We start from the raw sequence: 16125 nt of genomic DNA on the forward strand, positions 1-16125 counted from the left end.
AGCGGAATGCTTTCGCGGCAACGGAGACGTCTCGCGGGAGCGGACCCTTCGATGGGCTCAGGGAGCGACGATGTGGCTCAGGGAGCGGGCGCGGTCAGAGCCACCAGTCGGGTTCGCCGAGGGTGGCGGTGAGGCCGGCGCGGGAGGTCTTGAACGTCGCGGTCTCGCGGAGTTCGTCCACCAGCCACACCTGCGTCGGGTGCTGCTTGGGCCCCAGATCATCCTGTGCCGCAAGGAAATCCAGGAAGTCGACGCGGTCCAGGCCGGGCGCGACGAGCAGTGCGCCCACCTCGTCGCCGATCTCGGCGGCGACGCCGAAGACCAGCGCGTGTTGCACCGCCGGATGGCGCTGCAGAACCCGCTCGATGGGCGCGGTGCCGAGATTCTCCCCGTCCACGCGCAGCCAGTCGCCGAGGCGGCCGGCGAAGTGCACGAAGCCGCCGTCGTCCACCCAGCCGAGATCGCCGGTGCGGTACATGCCGCCGCGGAGGCGGTCCTCGGTGGCCGCGTCGTCGCGGTAGTAGCCGTCGAACAGGCCCGGTCCGGAGCTGTTGACGATCTCGCCGACCTCGCCCACCGCGACCGGTCGGCCGGTCGCCGGATCCACGACGGCCACCGGCTCGCGCAGCGGACCGAGCGCATCGTCGGGCGTCTCCGGGGTCCGCGTGATCGCCACGCCGCCCTCGGTGGAGCCGAAACCGTCGATCACCCGGGCGCCGAAGCGACGGGCGAACTCGGCGCGATCGGCGGCGGTGGCCTCGTTGCCGTACATGATGCGCAACGACGTCTGCGCGTCGTCGGGCTGTTCGGGCGTGGCCAGGATGTAGTGCAGCGGCTTGCCGACGTAGTTCGCGTACGTCACGCCGTAGCGCCGGAGATCGGCGCCGAAACCACTGGCGGAGAAGCGCTTTCGCAGAACGATCGACGCCGCGCCTGCCGCGGCCACCGACCAGCCCGCGATCAGGGCGTTGGAGTGGAACATCGGCATGGCCAGGTGCACCACGTCGTCGGCGCCGATGCCGAAGCGGTGGGCGAGCATCTTCCCGGCGGCGGCGAACTTGCGCTGACTGCAGCGCACGGCCTTCGGGTCCCCGGTGGTGCCGGAGGTGAAGATCAGCATCACCAGGTCGTCCGGATCGGCCTGCGGCACCGCGGGCGGACCCGGCGGAACGTCAGCGGCGGCCGTCGCCAGCAGGTCCTGCCAGACGGGGCCGTCGACGTCGATCACCGGCACTCCGGAGGCGGCCAGGTCGTCGCCGAGCAGGTCGCGGGTGGACGCATCCACCAGCACCGCCTGGCAATCCGACCGCTTGACGTCGGCGATCAACGCCGCCCCGCGGCGGGTGGGATTCAGGCCCACCAGCACGCAGCCGCCGAACGCGGCCGCGCCGAACAGGTAACTGAACTCCGGGGTGTTCGGAAGGAGGACCCCCACGTGCGGGGGCCGAGCCGGGTGGAGCAGCGCCCGCAGCGCGACCACCCGCAGCGCACTGGCTGCCAGATGGTCGCGCCACGAGACGAACTCGTCGCCGGCGTGCACGCCGCGATCGGTGACCCCGACGAGCGGGGCCAGCAGTTCGGTCAGCGTGCGGCGGTCGGTGACCGCGGGCTCGTTCACCCGAGGGCGCCGGCCGCGATCAGGTCGCCCAACTGGTCCAGGACCACCGGGGCCGAGCCGTAGGTGAACTCGTTCGCCTTGGCGCGCAGGAAGTACCGGTGCGCCGGGTGCGAGGTGTCCAGGCCGACCCCGCCGTGCACGTGTACGGCGGTGTGGGCCACCCGGTGGCCGGCGTCGTCGGCCCAGAATTTGGCCGTCGCGACGGCACCGGTGATCTCGTCCGCGGTGCACTCGGCCTGCCCGGACATCAGCCACGCTGCCTGCGCGGTGCTCAGCGCGAGTCCCTGGGCGTCGATGTAGCCGTCGGCCAGACGCTGCGCGACGGCCTGGAACGAGCCGATCGGCCGACCGAACTGTTCGCGTTCGCGGGCGTAGACGGCGGTGGCCTCCAGCGCGGCGGAGACCGCGCCGGACTGATCGGCGGCCACGCCGAGGCGCAGCAGATCGGCCACGTGGGTCACGGTGGCGCTGCCGCCGGACAGCACATCGTCGTCGGACACCACGACGCCGTCGAACTCCACCGTGAAGGTCGGCAGCAGGCCGGTGCTCGGGGTGGCGACGAGGTTGACGCCGGTCGCGGCGGTACGGACCACGGCGACCACGGGGCCGTCCGGTCCCATGGCGTTGACCAGCAGTGCGGTCGCGGCTTCGGCGTAGGGCACGTTGACCTTCACGCCGGAGAGCACGCCGCCGGTGATCGTCGTCGACGGCTCCAGCGCGGACACGCCGAGGTCTTCCTCGAACGCGGCGCTGAGGATCACCTCGCCGGTGCACGCCGGGCGCACCAGTTCGTCGATGAGGGCGGCCGAACCGAAGCGGCTGGTCGCGGGCACGGCGGCGACCGCGTGCGGGCCGTAGGGGACGCGAGCCAGGTGCCGGCCGAGCGCGGTGGCCACCGCGACGGTCTCCTCGGCGCCGAGGGCGTCGTCGCCGCTCACCTCGGGGGCGGCGGCCAGGCCGAGCAGGCCCGCGGAGCCCAGTTCACGCCACAGCTGCTCGTCGATCGGCGCCCTGGCGGCTTCCAGTTCGGCGACGCGTTCGGCGGTGCTGACCGCGGCGGCGATGTCGGCGGCCAGGGGGCCCACCTCGCCGGCGGCTTCGGAAGGATTGAAGTCCATGATGTCTCTCTTCGCCTGGTAGGTGGTCAGCGTCGGGCCGGGGGCAGCTTCAGGGCCAGCATGCCGATGATGTCGCGCTGGACCTCGTTGGTGCCGCCGCCGAAGGTCAGGATCAGCGAGGTGCGCTGGAAGCGCTCGAGGCGACCGGCGACGTGCACGCCGGGGCTGCCGGCACGGAGCGTGGCGGCGGGGCCGACCACCTCCATCAGGAGTCGGTAGGCCTCGGTGGCGAACTCGGTGCCGAAGACCTTGGTGGCCGAAGCATCAGCCGGCGACGGCGAGCCGCCCTGCGCGGCGATCGAAGCGATCTTCCAGTTGATCAGCTTCAAGTACTCCACCTTGGCGTGCACGCGCGCGAGGTTGCTGCGCACCCACGGGGTGTCGATCAGCGCCTGGCCGTTGGCGGCCGTGGTCTTGCGGGCGAAGTCGATGGTCTCGCGCAGCGCCGTCTGGATTGGGGCGGCACTGCACAGCGCGACCCGCTCGTGATTGAGCTGATTGGTCACCAGCGGCCAGCCGCCGCCCTCCTCGCTGACGCGCGCGGAGACCGGGACGCGCACGTCCTGGTAGTAGGTGGCCGAGGTGTCGACGCCGGACATGGTGTGCACCGGGGTGTACGAGAAGCCTTCGGCGTCGGTCGGCACGATCAGCATCGACAGACCCTTGTGCTTGGAGGCCTCCGGGTCGGTGCGACAGGCCAGCCAGACGTAGTCGGCGTACGGAATCAGGCTGGTCCACATCTTCTGACCGTTGATCACGTACTCGTCGCCTTCGCGCACCGCCGAGGTACGCAGTGCGGCCAGGTCGGTGCCCGCGCCGGGCTCGGAGTAGCCGATCGAGAAGTGCAGGTCGCCGGCCGCGATCTTCGGAAGGAAGAACTCCTTCTGCTCGTCGGTGCCGTACGCCATGATGGTCGGCGCAACCGAGTTGATCGTCAGGAACGGCACCGGCGCGCCGGCGATGGCGGCCTCGTCGGTGAAGATCAGCTGGTCCATCATGGACCGGTTGGCGCCGCCGTATTCGGTGGGCCACCCGAGGGCCAGCCATCCGTCGGTGCCCATCTGTTTCACCACGTCACGGTAGGCATCGCCCTCACCGAGCTCACCCTCACCGCCGGTCAGTGCGGCGCGGCGCTCCGGGGTCATCAGACCGGTGAAATATGCGCGCAACTCGCGACGCAGATCCTCTTGCTCGGGCGTGTAAGCGATACGCATTCAGCATCTCCTGCTTGGCTAGTTCTGAAACACGTTCTAACGTGTAATCACGGGATCCGTCAACCGGGTTGGCGGGCGAGGAGAGGAAACCAATGCGAGTCAAGTGCGATTTCGACCTGTGCGAGTCCAATGCGGTCTGCGTCGGCATGGCGCCCGACGTCTTCGAGCTCGACGACAATGACTACCTGGTGATTTTGCAGGAGGAGGTGCCCGCCGAGCGCGAAGAGGAGATGCGTCAGGTGGTCGCGAGCTGCCCGCGGTCGGCGCTGTCGCTGGACTGATCGACGACGCTCTCCTTACCGTTCGGTAGGGGCAGAGGTGAGAAATGTGTTAGAACATGTTCTACTTCTGAGGGAGCGTTGAAAGGATCCACATGACTGAGTCGTTGTCGGGACGGGTTGCCGTCGTCACCGGTGCTGGTGCCGGACTGGGCCGAGCCGAAGCCATCGGCCTCGCGGCCGACGGAGCCACCGTGATCGTCAACGATCTGGCCTCCGCGCTGGAGGCCAGCGACGTGGTCGATGTGATCGCCGCAGCCGGCGGGACCGCGGTCCCGGTGGCCGGCGACATCGCCGAAGCGTCGACCGCCGACGAGATCCTGAAAGTCGCCACCGAGCAGCTCGGCGGCCTGCACATCGTCGTCAACAACGCCGGGATCACCCGCGACGCGATGCTGTTCAACATGACCGACGAGCAGTGGGACGCGGTGATCCGCGTTCACCTGCGCGGCCACTTCCTGCTGAACCGGAACGCCGCCGCCTACTGGCGGAACCTGTCGAAGGAGACCGGCGCGCCGGTTTACGGCCGTCTGATCAACACCTCGTCCGAAGCCGGGCTGCTCGGCCCCGCGGGCCAGGCCAACTACGGCGCAGCCAAGGCCGGCATCACCGCGCTGACCCTGACCGCTTCGCGCGCGCTGGAACGCTTCGGCGTCACCGCCAACGCGATCTGCCCGCGCGCGCGCACCGCGATGACCGCACAGGTCTTCGGCGACGCGCCGGAAGGTCGGGTCGACCCGCTTTCGCCCGAGCATGTGGTGACGCTGGTGCGCTACCTGGCCAGCCCGGAAGCCGCCGATGTCAGCGGGCAGGTATTCGTCGTTTATGGTCCCAAGGTGATGTTGATGGCGGCACCCACGGTGCGCGAGGTATTCACCGCCGACGGCGACCAGTGGGAGCCGGCAGCCCTCGGCGGCGAGCTCGCATCGTTCTTTGAAAGCGCTGACAAGCAGACTTTCTCCGCGCAAGATCTCATGTAATTCACACCAATCGACCGGACCGGCCAGCATCAACGTGCGTGGTAGGTTGACCTGCACGCATGCCAAGGAGGGGACTTGCTGAATCGACTTGCCGTCCCAATGGGCGGCGTGGGCGACTTCGTCGCCCTCTCCGTCGAATCAGCCCGCGAGCTCTTTCGTCGCCCCTTCCAGGCGCGCGAAACCATCGAGCAGGCGTGGGCTATCGCACGCGTTTCGCTGGTGCCGACCCTGTTGGTCGCGATCCCGTTCACGGTGCTGGTCAGCTTCACGCTGAACATCCTGCTTCGCGAGATCGGTGCCCAGGACCTGTCCGGCGCCGGCGCCGCGCTCGGCACCATCACGCAGATCGGACCGATCGTAACGGTGCTGATCGTGGCGGGCGCGGGCGCCACGGCGATCTGCGCCGACCTCGGTGCCCGCACCATTCGCGAAGAGATCGACGCCATGCGCGTGCTGGGTATCAACCCGATCCACCGCCTGGTGGTGCCCCGCGTGATCGCCTCGACCGGTGTCGCCCTGCTGCTCAACAGCCTGGTCTGCACCATCGGTATCGCGGGCGGCTTCGTCTTCTCGGTCTACCTGCAAGATGTGAACCCGGGTGCGTTCATCGCGAACCTGACCCTGCTGACCGGGCTCGGCGAGCTCATCATCTCGATGGTCAAGGCCGCACTCTTCGGTCTGTTCGCAGGCCTCGTGGCCTGCTACCGCGGGTTGAACGTCAAGGGTGGCGCGAAGGGCGTCGGCGACGCGGTGAACGAGACCGTCGTCTACTCCTTCATGGCGCTGTTCGTGGTCAATGTCGTGGTGACCGCGGTCGGTCTGAAAGTGACGATGGGCTGAACCATGGTGTTACCGGGTACTACAAGGTTTCTGACTGCGCGCGTCGCGCTCAAGCGCGCCGGCGACGACTGGAACAAGATCGGCGATCAAGCCCTCTTCTACTGGGATTCGATCGCGTCGATCCCGCGAGCGCTGCGTCTGTATAAGAAGGAGACCCTCCGCCTGATCGCGGAGATCTCGATGGGCACGGGTGCGCTCGCCATGATCGGCGGCACCGTGGTGGTCGTCGGCTTCCTGACGCTGTTCACCGGTGGCACCATCGCCGTGCAGGGCTTCAACTCGCTCGCCGACATCGGCGTCGAGGCGCTCACCGGCTTCTTCTCCGCGTTCATCAACGTCCGCATCGCGGTCCCCGTGATCGCCGGAATCGCCTTAGCGGCGACCATCGGCGCCGGTGCGACGGCACAGTTGGGCGCAATGCGCGTCAGCGAGGAGATCGACGCCCTCGAGGTCATGGCAATCTCCTCCATTCCCTACCTGGTGAGCACCCGGATCGTCGCGGGCATGCTCGCGATCATTCCGCTGTACTCGCTGGCGGCCCTCGCGTCGTTCCTCGCGAGCCGGTTCGCCACCGTGGTCCTCTACGGGCAGTCTTCGGGCGTCTACGACCACTACTTCTCCACCTTCCTCATCCCGTCGGACATCCTCTGGTCGTTCGTGCAGGCCATCTGCATGGCCATCGCCGTGATGTTGATCCACACCTACTACGGGTTCAACGCCTCCGGCGGCCCGGTCGGCGTGGGCGTCGCGGTCGGTAACGCGGTGCGCGCCTCGCTGGTCGTGGTCGTGGTCATCACCCTGCTCACCTCGCTGGCGATCTACGGCGCCGACGGCAACTTCAACCTGGCAGGCTGATCGCATTGAACAGTCGTTCTCACGGAGTCCGGAAGCTCGCCGCCGTCGTCATGGTCGGCCTGCTCATCGGCATCATCGTCGCCGCCTCGGGGCAGTTCCTCGGGTGGTTCGCCGACACCCAGAAGGTCACGCTGTACGCACCGCGCGCCGGTCTCGTCATGAGTCCGGCGGCCAAGGTGAAGCTGCGGGGCGTCGAGGTGGGTCGCGTCGCGACGGTCACCAACGACGGCGACCGCGCCGTCCTCGAACTGGACATGGCCACCAGCGACCTCAAGTACGTGCCGGCCAATGTGCGCGCCGACATCTCGTCGAACACCATCTTCGGCGCCAAGAACGTGAACCTGGTGATTCCCGACGAGGGTGCCGAAGGGCAGCTGCGCGGCGGCGACACCATCACCGCCGACCACGTGGTGGTCGAGCTGAACACCGTGTACCAGCAGCTGGTCAACGTGCTCGCCGAACTGGAGCCGGACAAGGTCAACGTGACCATGGGCGCCGTCGCCGGCGCGCTGTCGGGCAACGGTGAACGACTGGGTACGGCCCTGCAGGAGCTGAACCACGTCCTGGGCGAGACCAACAAGCACCTGCCGCAGCTGAATCGTCTGCTCACGCAGGCCGCGACCGCGACCAACGTGTACGCCGACGCCATGCCCGACCTGATGCGGACCATCGACAACGCGACCGTGATCGGCGATCTCCTGGTGGAGAACACCGCCAACTTGGACGCGCTGCTGATCAACGTGACCGGCATGGCCGACACCGCCAACGACGTGCTCGGCCGGTCCAAGAAGGACCTGATGGCCACGCTCACCGACCTGAACCCGGTGACCCAGCTGCTCGGCCGTCAGGCACCCGGCCTGCGCTGCTTCATCACCGCGTCGTCGGGCGCCGCCGACCTGGCCACCCCGCTGCTCGGCGGGCGCAACGGCATGCTGCTGCTCGACTCCGGTCTGATCCCGGGCCAGAATCCGTACCGCTGGCCGGAGGACCTGCCCGAGGTGCGCGGCGACGGACCGCCCACGTGCGAGGCCGGTCTGAGCGACGTGACCTCGAAGGAAAAGGTCGACTTCTACGTGATCGACAACGCCCCGCAGCCCTACCAGCCGCGGACCACCGCGAAGGTGCAGCCGTTCCGACTCTTCAATCTGCTGTTCGGGGGGCCGCAGCGTGGCTAAATCGACTTCGGGGACTCCGGACTTCGTCGACAAGCGGGCCCGGGCCTTCCGGGCCACCGTGGTCAAGCTGTTCAGCTTCGTCGTGGTGATGGTGCTGGTGATGGCCGGTCTGGTGATCGTCTTCAGCCGCTACCAGTCCGGCAGCTCGGACAACTACACCGCGATCTTCACCAGCGCCTCGGCCATGAAGCCGGGCAGTGACGTGCAGATTGCCGGCGTCGACGTCGGCATGGTCGACAAGATCTCGCTCAACCGCGACAACGTCGCCGAGGTCAAGTTCACCGTGAACGACGACTACCGGCTGCCCACGTCGGTGCGCGCCCTGGTCCGCTACCAGAACCTCACCGGCGATCGATACCTGGAACTGCAGCCCGGCAACGGGGCACCCGGCGAGTACCTGTCGGCCGGCGCGCAGATTCCGATCGAGCAGACCGAACCCGCGCTCGACCTGGACAACCTGCTTGGCGGCTTCAAGCCGCTGTTCCGCACCATGAGCGGCGAACAGGTCAACGAACTGTCGACGGCGCTGATCTCGGTCTTCCAGGGACAGGGCCCGGCGCTGCAGCAGCTGCTGTCGGCGACCGACTCGTTCACCAACACCCTCGCCGAGCGCGATGCGCTCATCGGGTCGGTGATCGACAATCTGAACACCACGCTCGGCCTGTTGCAGGCCGACTACACCGGTCTGGACCAGAGCGTCGACCGCCTCCAGCAGCTCATCTCCGGCCTGTCCGGCGACCGCGACGTGATCGGCCAGTTCATCACGCGCGCCGCGGACGCCACCACCGGCATGGCCGACCTGCTGCAGACCACGCGCCCGGACATCAAGGGCGCCCTCGCCGGACTCGGGGAGACCTCCAACGAAGCGTTGAAGGCGGAACCGTACATCCGCGAGATGCTGGGCGAACTGCCCGGCAACTTCAAGACGCTGTCCAATCTCGGTAGCTACGGGGCCTGGCTGCAGATCTACTTCTGCCGCATCCGCCTGCTCCTGCCGGGACCGGGGAACAGCCAGTACTTCTTCACCTCCATCGATGCGATGGGTGACAAGACCAAGGCAGGCGGGAGGTGCGCGACGTGACCGATCAACCTGTGAACAACGACGGGACGAACGACGAAGTGCCCGGCGATATGGGTGCACCGGCACCGAAGCGGCTCCGCCGCGAGGGCCCACGCTCGCGCGTCTCGATGGGCATCATCGGCGTCGCGCTCACCGCGGCGCTGGTGATCAGCGCCCTGCAGATGGATCGGCTGCCGTTCCTCAGCCAGGTGACCACCTACGACGCGGTGTTCGAGGACGCGGGCGGCCTGAACTCCGGCGACATCGTGACCGTGGCCGGCGTCAAGGTCGGTTCGATCACCGACATCGCCCTGAAGCAGACCTCGGAAGGCATGCGCGCGAAGGTCTCCTTCCTGCTCAACGACACCGTGGTGATCGGCGACCGGACGCGCGGGTCCATCAAGACCGAGACCGTCCTGGGTCGACGCAACCTGACGCTCACTCCACTGGGAGACAAGCGGCTGGAGCCGGGGAGCACCATCCCCATCGACCAGACCGTGGCGCCGTACTCGCTGACCGATGCGCTGGAGGACTCCGTCTCCACGCTGAACGACACCGACACCGATCAGCTCAACGAAGCGCTGCAGACCATGACGGCGGCGTTCTCCGAGACGCCCGCTGAGATGCAGGGCGCCCTCGAGGGCGTCGGCAAGCTGTCGGCGGCCATCGCCGACCGCGACAACTCGCTCAACGAACTCCTCGATCGGGCCGGCTCGGTCAGCGGCATCGTCGGCAAGCGCAGCGAACAGCTGCAGACGATGCTGCTCGACGCCAACGCACTGCTCGGTGAACTGCAGATGCGGCGCGACGCGATCCGCCAGGTGATCAGCGGTGCCGAGGCACTGGCTGCCGAGTTGACCGGTTTCGTGCAGGACAACGAGGCGCAGCTGACCCCGGTGCTGAACAAGTTCGGCCGGGTCCTCGACATCCTGAACGACAACGCCGACAACTTCTCGGCCGCGATCGACAACCTGGGTCCCTACGCCAACATCCTCGGCGAGGCCGTGAGCTCGGGTCCGTACTTCTCGTCGCTCGTGGGTCTGCCGACCTGGGGCGATTACATGGGCAGCTTCCTGCGCGTGCTGGAAGGCAAGTACCCGGAGGCCTTCGAGTACTTCACCAAGTACTCCGGCTTCCCGGGCTGGCCCGGCAACTGGGGTCAGGCGCCCGACCGCGGATCGCCCGACCTGCCCAAGCGTCCGACGCCGTCGAACGCACCGCCGCAGCCCAACGGCCCGCCCAAGACGACCACTCCGAAGTCTTCCGGCCCCCGGACGACCGCACAGACAGGAGGTCGCTGACATGGCAGTCACCGCAGGATTGCAGCGACTCTCCACCGTCCAGCGCGTCATCGCCGGTATCGCCGCCGTGGTGGTCGTGGCTCTCATCGCCGGTCTCGTGTGGTTCGGCGTGCAGAAGGCCACCACGCGCACCATCACCGCCTACTTCCCGTCGGTCACGGGTGTCTACACCGGCGACGCGGTGAAGGTGGTGGGCGTGCGTGTCGGCTCGATCACAAGTATCGAGCCGCAGAACCGCCAGGTCCGCGTCGAGATGCGCGTGGACAACGACGTGCCGCTGCCCAAGGACGTGCGCGCCGTGGTCGTCGCCCAGTCACTGGTCTCCGGCCGCTTCGTCCAGCTCACCCCGGGGTACGTCTCGGGGCCGGACATGGGCACCGGCGACTTCGACATTCCGATGGAACACACCGCTGTCCCGATGGAATGGGACGACGTCAAGGCCCAGCTCGACGAGCTCAGCCAGGCACTCGGTCCGCAGCAGGACGGCAAGGACGGCCCGGTGGACCCGGGTACCGCCGCCAAGCTGATCGACGTGGCCGCCGACAACCTCGACGGCAACGGAAAGGCCATGGCCACCGCCCTCCAGGAGATGTCCACGGTGGCCGGCACGATCGCGGAGAACCGGGACGACCTGTTCGGCACGGTGAAGAACCTGCAGAAGCTGACCGAGCTGCTGTCGCAGAACCAGGACCAGCTGGTCCAGTTCAACGGCCGGATGGCGTCGGTGAGCAGCGTCCTCGCGGAAAGCGAGCAGGAACTCGGCGACGCCATGGACAACCTCGACGAGGCCATGGGCGAACTGAAGACCTTCCTCGACAACAACACCGCGGCCATGACGTCGGTGATGGACAAGATGGTGCCGTTCACGGCCACCCTCAAGCGCAACGACGAAGGCCTGCGCGGCCTGCTGCATTCGGCACCGAATCAGCTCGCCAACTTCTTCAACATCTACAACCCGCTGACCGGATCGCTCGACGGCGTCTTCGGCCTCGGTATGGGCAACAACCTGATCACCCTGATCTGCGGTTCGATGGCCTCCACCGAGCGCCCGATGGACACCGACGCGGACATCGAGAAGTGCGTGGATCTGCTGGCGCCGATCATCGGCGACCTCGCGGTGAACTTCCCGCCCTTCATGGCCAACCCGCTGATCGGCCGCACCGCGACGCAGGACCAGATCACCTACCAGAATCAGAGTGTGAAGCAGCGCGCCCAGGCCGGCGTCCGCGGCCGCGACATCGATAACGCGAAGCCGTTCCCCGCCGACCCGATGCTGAAGCTGCTCATGCCGTTCGGGGGCAACTGATGAAGACCGGACAGAAACTGGTGGCGGCCGTGGCGGCGCTCGCGTTGATCGCGCCGCTGTCGGCCTGCGGTAGCGGGAGCCTGGTGTCGAGTGCGTCGGCGATCGGTGCGGAAGGCACCGGCGACGGCGCGTACGAGATCACCGCGCGCATTCCGTCGGCCGCGGGCCTGGTCCAGAACGCACCCGTGCAGATGGCGGACGCGACGATCGGCAGCGTCGGCGACATTCAGGTCGCCGACTGGCAGGCCAAGATCACCATTCGCCTCAACCGCGACGTGAAGATCCCCGAGGGTTCCTTCGCGATGATCGGCATGACCAGTGTGCTCGGTTCCTCGCACCTGGAGATCCTGCAGCCGGAGAAGACCGACGGCAAGTACCTGAAGCCGGGTCAGTCTCTGGACGCGCCCAACTGCCCGGTGCAGAACAACATCGCGGCGCCGGCCGGGAAGGCCGTGCCGGACATCAACTCCGCGCAGGAAGTGCAGGCGTGCCGCTATCCGACCACCGAGCAGGTCCTCAGCTCGCTGTCGGTGGTGCTCAACGGCGGCGGTCTGTCGCAGGCCGGTGAGATCGTCAGCGAACTCAGCGCGGCCTTCGCCGGCGGCGGCGACGACCTCGACCGGCTGATTCCGCGGATGACCACGCTGGTGACCGACCTGGACAAGCAGGCCGACAACATCATCAAGGCCACCGAAGGTCTCGATCGGCTGAGCGCGCAGATCAATGCGCAGGAGCAGACGGTGCAGCGCGCACTGGCGTCCGGCCCGCAGATCCTGCAGCTGCTGGTGGATCAGCGGAAGAACCTGGTGACCTCGCTGGAGTCGGTGGGCAACCTGTCCAAGACCGCCAACGAGATCCTCGAGGCCAACAGCGACGACCTGAAGGTCATCACGCCGAACATGCGCGAGCTGCTCGATCAGCTCGCCAGCACGGGTCCGGCACTGACCAACTCGCTGCGCATCCTGCTCACCTTCCCGTTCCTGCAGGAGAGCATCGAGGACGTGGTGAAGGGCGATTACGTCAACTCCGACCTGGTGTTGGACCTGACCTTCGATCGTGTGGACAAGACCATGATGGTCTCGATGGGCCTGACCGGCCCGGAGGGCCTGCTGGGCTCCTCGGCGGGCAGCGCCCGACAGTCGGCCAATCCGCTGACGGCGCCGTTCGGCATGGACCAGAAGAAGCCGAGCAAGAAGACGCCCAGCAAGACCCCGAGCTCGAAGACCCCGAGCTCGAAGACCCCGAGCTCGAAGAGCCCGACTACCAGTAAGAGCGGAGGCAACTGATGAAGATCACCGGCTTCGTCCGAGCTCAGCTGTACATCTTCGCGGTGGTCACCGTGGTGTCGATCGTCGCGATGGCGGTCTTCTACATCCGTATCCCGCAGATGTTCGGCGTCGGCAGTTACCGCGTGAACCTGCAGATGCCGTCCTCCGGCGGGCTGTACCAGAACGCGAACGTGAGTTTCCGCGGCGTCGACGTCGGCAAGGTGACCGGTATGTGGCTCACCTCCGACGGTGTGCGCGCCGAGCTGACCATCAATTCGGGCACCGACATTCCGGCCGATTCCGAGGCTGTGGTCCGCAGTATGTCGGCGGTGGGCGAGCAGTTCGTCGACTTCCGTCCGCCCCAGGACACCGACGGGGAGTACCTGCACAACGGTTCGACCGTCGAGGTCGAAGACATGCCGGTGGAGATCTCTTCCATGCTCGATCAGGCCGACGCGCTCCTGAACACGGTCAACGACACGAAGCTGCGCGCGGTGATGGACGAGGCCTTCCTGGCCTTCAACGGCACCGGTGAGTCGCTGCAGCGGCTGCTGGACTCGATGATCCTGCTCGCCGACTCGGCGGACGAGAACATCGACGAGTTCACGTCGCTCATCGACGAAGCCGGACCGATCCTGGCGACGCAGAATCGCACCGCCGACGAGATCCGGGCCTGGACCAGCAACTTGACCACGGTCACCGACCAGATCCGGGCGCACAAGGCCAACGTGACCGGCATCCTGCAGAAGGGACCGGGCACGGCCACCGCAGCGGGCAAGCTGTTCGGCGACATGAGCCAGTCGTTCCCGACGGCCGTGTCGAACTTGAGCGTGGACGCGCGCACGATGGCCGTCTATCTGCCGAATCTGCAGCAGACGGTGGTGCTCTACCCCCGCGTGCTGGCGGCGCTCATCACGGCCATCAACAACGGCTCGAGCGCCTACGGTCCGAACGTGAACTTCACGCTCGGCTTCCAGGATCCGCCCACCTGTACCGTCGGCTTCGTGCCGCGTGATCAGTGGCGCTTCCCGAGCGAACAGACTCCGCAGGATCTGCCGCCGGGGCTGCTGTGCCGACTCCCGCAGGACGCGCAGTCCACCGTCCGCGGTGCTCGAAACTTCCCGTGCGTGGAGTACCCGGGACGTCGTGCGCCGACGCCGGCCGAGTGCCGCACCGGCTTCAAGGCATCGCCGGAGGACAACGTGGCCTTCCCGAACGGTCTGCCGGGTACCGGATTGCCGAGGCAACCCGCAGGTCACGTGGTTCCGGGCAGCCCGACCTCCCATGACCCGACGCCCGCGACCTATGCGACCACGTACGATCCTGTGACAGGGGAATTCATCGGTCCGGACGGCAAGATCTACAACGCCGGACTGGGCGAGCAGGCAGGTTCTAAGAAGACCGAATGGTACGAGCTGATCACGAAGACGGTGCAATCCTGAATCCGGAGGAGCCGAAGCAGGGCGACGAGGGCACCGCAGAAGTAACGGACAGCGACGCGGCCGAGGTGGCTGCGTCCAAGCCCGCGGCGAAGCCGGTGGTGCGCAAGAGCAGTCCGCTCGGCCGCAAGGCCAAGCCTGCGGTTGCCAAGGCGTCTGGGGTGAGTGCATCGGAAAAGGCGCCGGCAGCCGAGGACACGTCCGCTGCGGAGGCACTGGCCGCGGAGGCTCTCGTCGAGGACGCTTCCGCCGCGAGTGCGGCCGCTGACGACGACTCCGCCGGGGACGACTCGGCCGAGGCCGCAGCCGTCGACGAGAGCGGCACCGGTTCTTACCGTGACAAGCGCGTGGACGCGCAGCGTCGTCGTACGGCGCGCGAAGCGGCGGACGCGGCCAAGGCCGCCAAGAAGAAGCCGGTGGCTTTGACCGCGGCCATCGGGGCCGGGTCCGCGGGTACGCGTCCGCTGAAGACGGTGGCGCTGATCTCCGGCGTGGTGCTGCTGGTCGCGGGAATCGTGCTGTCGGCGCTGTTCGCAGTCGGTTATCAGCGCATCGACCGAGACCGCGAGTTGCGCGCCGAGTACGCGACGTTTGCGCGGCAGGTGGTGGTGCAGATGACCACGCTGAACTCGGAGAACGCCGACGCCATGTACAAGTTGGCGCTGGAGAAGACCAGTGGCCGTGCGCAGCAGGTCTTCCGCGACAACATGAAGCAGGTCACTGACCTGATTCGCGAGGGCGACGCGGTCACGAACACCACGGTGCTGACCGACGCGGTCAGCAAGGCGACCGAAGACGAGGGCACGGTCCTGATGGTGGTCGGCTGGGAGTCGCGCTCCAAGGACGGAAAACAAGAGCCGCTGTACCAGACGTTCCGCTACAAGGTGGGTCTGACGCGCATCAACGGTGACGTGAAGGTCACCGATCTGGAGTTTGTCTGGTGACCGTACGCAGAGTGGCAGTAGCCGTGTTCACCGCGCTCGTCGTCGCATCCCTCGTCGCCGCCGCGGTGCTGGGCACGATGTACTACCGCGCGAACACCGAGGAGGAGGCCCGCGACAGCGCCCTGGCCGCGGCCCAGTTGTACGTCCAGAAGATGTTCGCCTGGAACGAGAAGACCATCTCGGACAACATCAACTTCATGATGGCGCACATGACCGGCACGGCGAAGGAACAGTACGAGCGCTACGTGATCGGCGAGCGCATCGCGGAGCTGGTGAAGGAACAGAAGTCGGTCGCCAAGGTCACCGAGCAGGGGGCCGGCGTCGTGACGAACACGTCCGACACCGCGACCGTGCTGCTGTTCATCAACCAGTCGGCCTCCAGCGCCACGTCGTCGGAGATCCAGACCAATCCGAGCCGTATCCAGTACACGATGGAACGTCGGGACGGGACCTGGCTGATCAACGACAGCCAGCTGATCGACGACCAGACGCTGATGGACGTGGTGGCCGAGCGCGACGGCAAGCCGGTGCCCTCGGAGGGGTTGATTCCGGCACCCGTGCCGTCGACCGCGGAGAGCCAGGCTCCGGAGAACACCCCGGCACCGGAGCCAGTGCCGACCGGCTAGCGGTTTCCGGCAGAACACTGCCCGATCGAAAGTTTTATGTCCCCGTAGGTACCTCAGAGGTGCCTCCGCGGACATAGAACTTTGCGGAGTGTCCCGTGCGTGC

General features: G+C 67.3%; 15 protein-coding genes. 12 read left to right on the forward strand and 3 right to left on the reverse strand.

The features are described from left to right. Positions 1–94: 94 nt before the first annotated feature. From ABD989_RS00565 to ABD989_RS00575, 3 genes are read right to left on the reverse strand one after another with little or no spacing between them, the layout of a single operon-like run. Positions 95–1618 carry an AMP-binding protein gene (locus ABD989_RS00565; RefSeq protein WP_345312044.1) on the reverse strand — a complete coding sequence of 508 codons (1524 nt, stop codon included), beginning with the start codon at positions 1616–1618 and terminating at the stop codon, positions 95–97. Next, positions 1615–2736, reverse strand: a complete 1122-nt coding sequence (locus tag ABD989_RS00570; protein WP_345312045.1) for an acyl-CoA dehydrogenase family protein — start codon at positions 2734–2736, stop codon at positions 1615–1617. The genes ABD989_RS00565 and ABD989_RS00570 overlap by 4 nt, the downstream gene beginning before the upstream one ends. A gap of 26 nt (positions 2737–2762) precedes the next feature. Next, positions 2763–3950 (reverse strand): acyl-CoA dehydrogenase family protein, encoded by a 1188-nt coding sequence (locus tag ABD989_RS00575; protein ID WP_345312046.1) that lies wholly within the window; start codon positions 3948–3950, stop codon positions 2763–2765. A gap of 92 nt (positions 3951–4042) precedes the next feature. Between ABD989_RS00575 and ABD989_RS00580 the strand changes: the two genes are divergently transcribed. The 12 genes from ABD989_RS00580 (at position 4043) to ABD989_RS00635 (ending at position 16022) form a co-directional block, all read left to right on the forward strand. Next, positions 4043–4231, forward strand: coding sequence for a ferredoxin (locus ABD989_RS00580; RefSeq protein ID WP_345312047.1), 189 nt, complete (start codon positions 4043–4045; stop codon positions 4229–4231). A 92-nt stretch (positions 4232–4323) separates the two neighbouring features. Next, positions 4324–5208 (forward strand): 3-oxoacyl-ACP reductase, encoded by an 885-nt coding sequence (locus ABD989_RS00585; protein ID WP_345312048.1) that lies wholly within the window; start codon positions 4324–4326, stop codon positions 5206–5208. Positions 5209–5283: 75 nt separating this feature from the next. Next, positions 5284–6048, forward strand: coding sequence for an MlaE family ABC transporter permease (locus tag ABD989_RS00590; protein ID WP_345312049.1), 765 nt, complete (start codon positions 5284–5286; stop codon positions 6046–6048). A 3-nt stretch (positions 6049–6051) separates the two neighbouring features. After that, complete coding sequence (locus ABD989_RS00595) at positions 6052–6903, forward strand: MlaE family ABC transporter permease (RefSeq protein ID WP_246993849.1); 852 nt, start codon at positions 6052–6054, stop codon at positions 6901–6903. Next, positions 6900–8078 (forward strand): MCE family protein, encoded by a 1179-nt coding sequence (locus ABD989_RS00600; RefSeq protein ID WP_345312210.1) that lies wholly within the window; start codon positions 6900–6902, stop codon positions 8076–8078. The genes ABD989_RS00595 and ABD989_RS00600 overlap by 4 nt, the downstream gene beginning before the upstream one ends. Further along, positions 8071–9159, forward strand: coding sequence for an MCE family protein (locus ABD989_RS00605; protein WP_345312050.1), 1089 nt, complete (start codon positions 8071–8073; stop codon positions 9157–9159). Before ABD989_RS00600 ends, ABD989_RS00605 begins: the two co-directional genes overlap by 8 nt. Next, on the forward strand, positions 9156–10439 hold the full coding sequence (locus ABD989_RS00610) for an MCE family protein (protein WP_345312051.1): 1284 nt from the start codon (positions 9156–9158) through the stop codon (positions 10437–10439). Before ABD989_RS00605 ends, ABD989_RS00610 begins: the two co-directional genes overlap by 4 nt. A gap of 1 nt (position 10440) precedes the next feature. Further along, positions 10441–11745, forward strand: coding sequence for an MCE family protein (locus ABD989_RS00615; protein ID WP_345312052.1), 1305 nt, complete (start codon positions 10441–10443; stop codon positions 11743–11745). Further along, the gene (locus ABD989_RS00620; protein WP_246993854.1) at positions 11745–13031 is read left to right on the forward strand and encodes an MlaD family protein; all 1287 of its coding nucleotides are present in this window, start codon (positions 11745–11747) and stop codon (positions 13029–13031) included. Before ABD989_RS00615 ends, ABD989_RS00620 begins: the two co-directional genes overlap by 1 nt. Beyond that, positions 13031–14455, forward strand: a complete 1425-nt coding sequence (locus ABD989_RS00625; RefSeq protein ID WP_345312053.1) for an MCE family protein — start codon at positions 13031–13033, stop codon at positions 14453–14455. Before ABD989_RS00620 ends, ABD989_RS00625 begins: the two co-directional genes overlap by 1 nt. After that, entirely contained in the window at positions 14419–15396 is a 978-nt protein-coding gene (locus tag ABD989_RS00630) for a hypothetical protein (protein WP_345312054.1), read from the forward strand. The genes ABD989_RS00625 and ABD989_RS00630 overlap by 37 nt, the downstream gene beginning before the upstream one ends. Then, positions 15393–16022 carry a hypothetical protein gene (locus ABD989_RS00635; RefSeq protein ID WP_345312055.1) on the forward strand — a complete coding sequence of 210 codons (630 nt, stop codon included), beginning with the start codon at positions 15393–15395 and terminating at the stop codon, positions 16020–16022. Before ABD989_RS00630 ends, ABD989_RS00635 begins: the two co-directional genes overlap by 4 nt. Positions 16023–16125: the final 103 nt, after the last annotated feature.

This window comes from Gordonia alkaliphila, from assembly GCF_039542465.1.
GTDB lineage: Bacteria > Actinomycetota > Actinomycetes > Mycobacteriales > Mycobacteriaceae > Gordonia > Gordonia alkaliphila.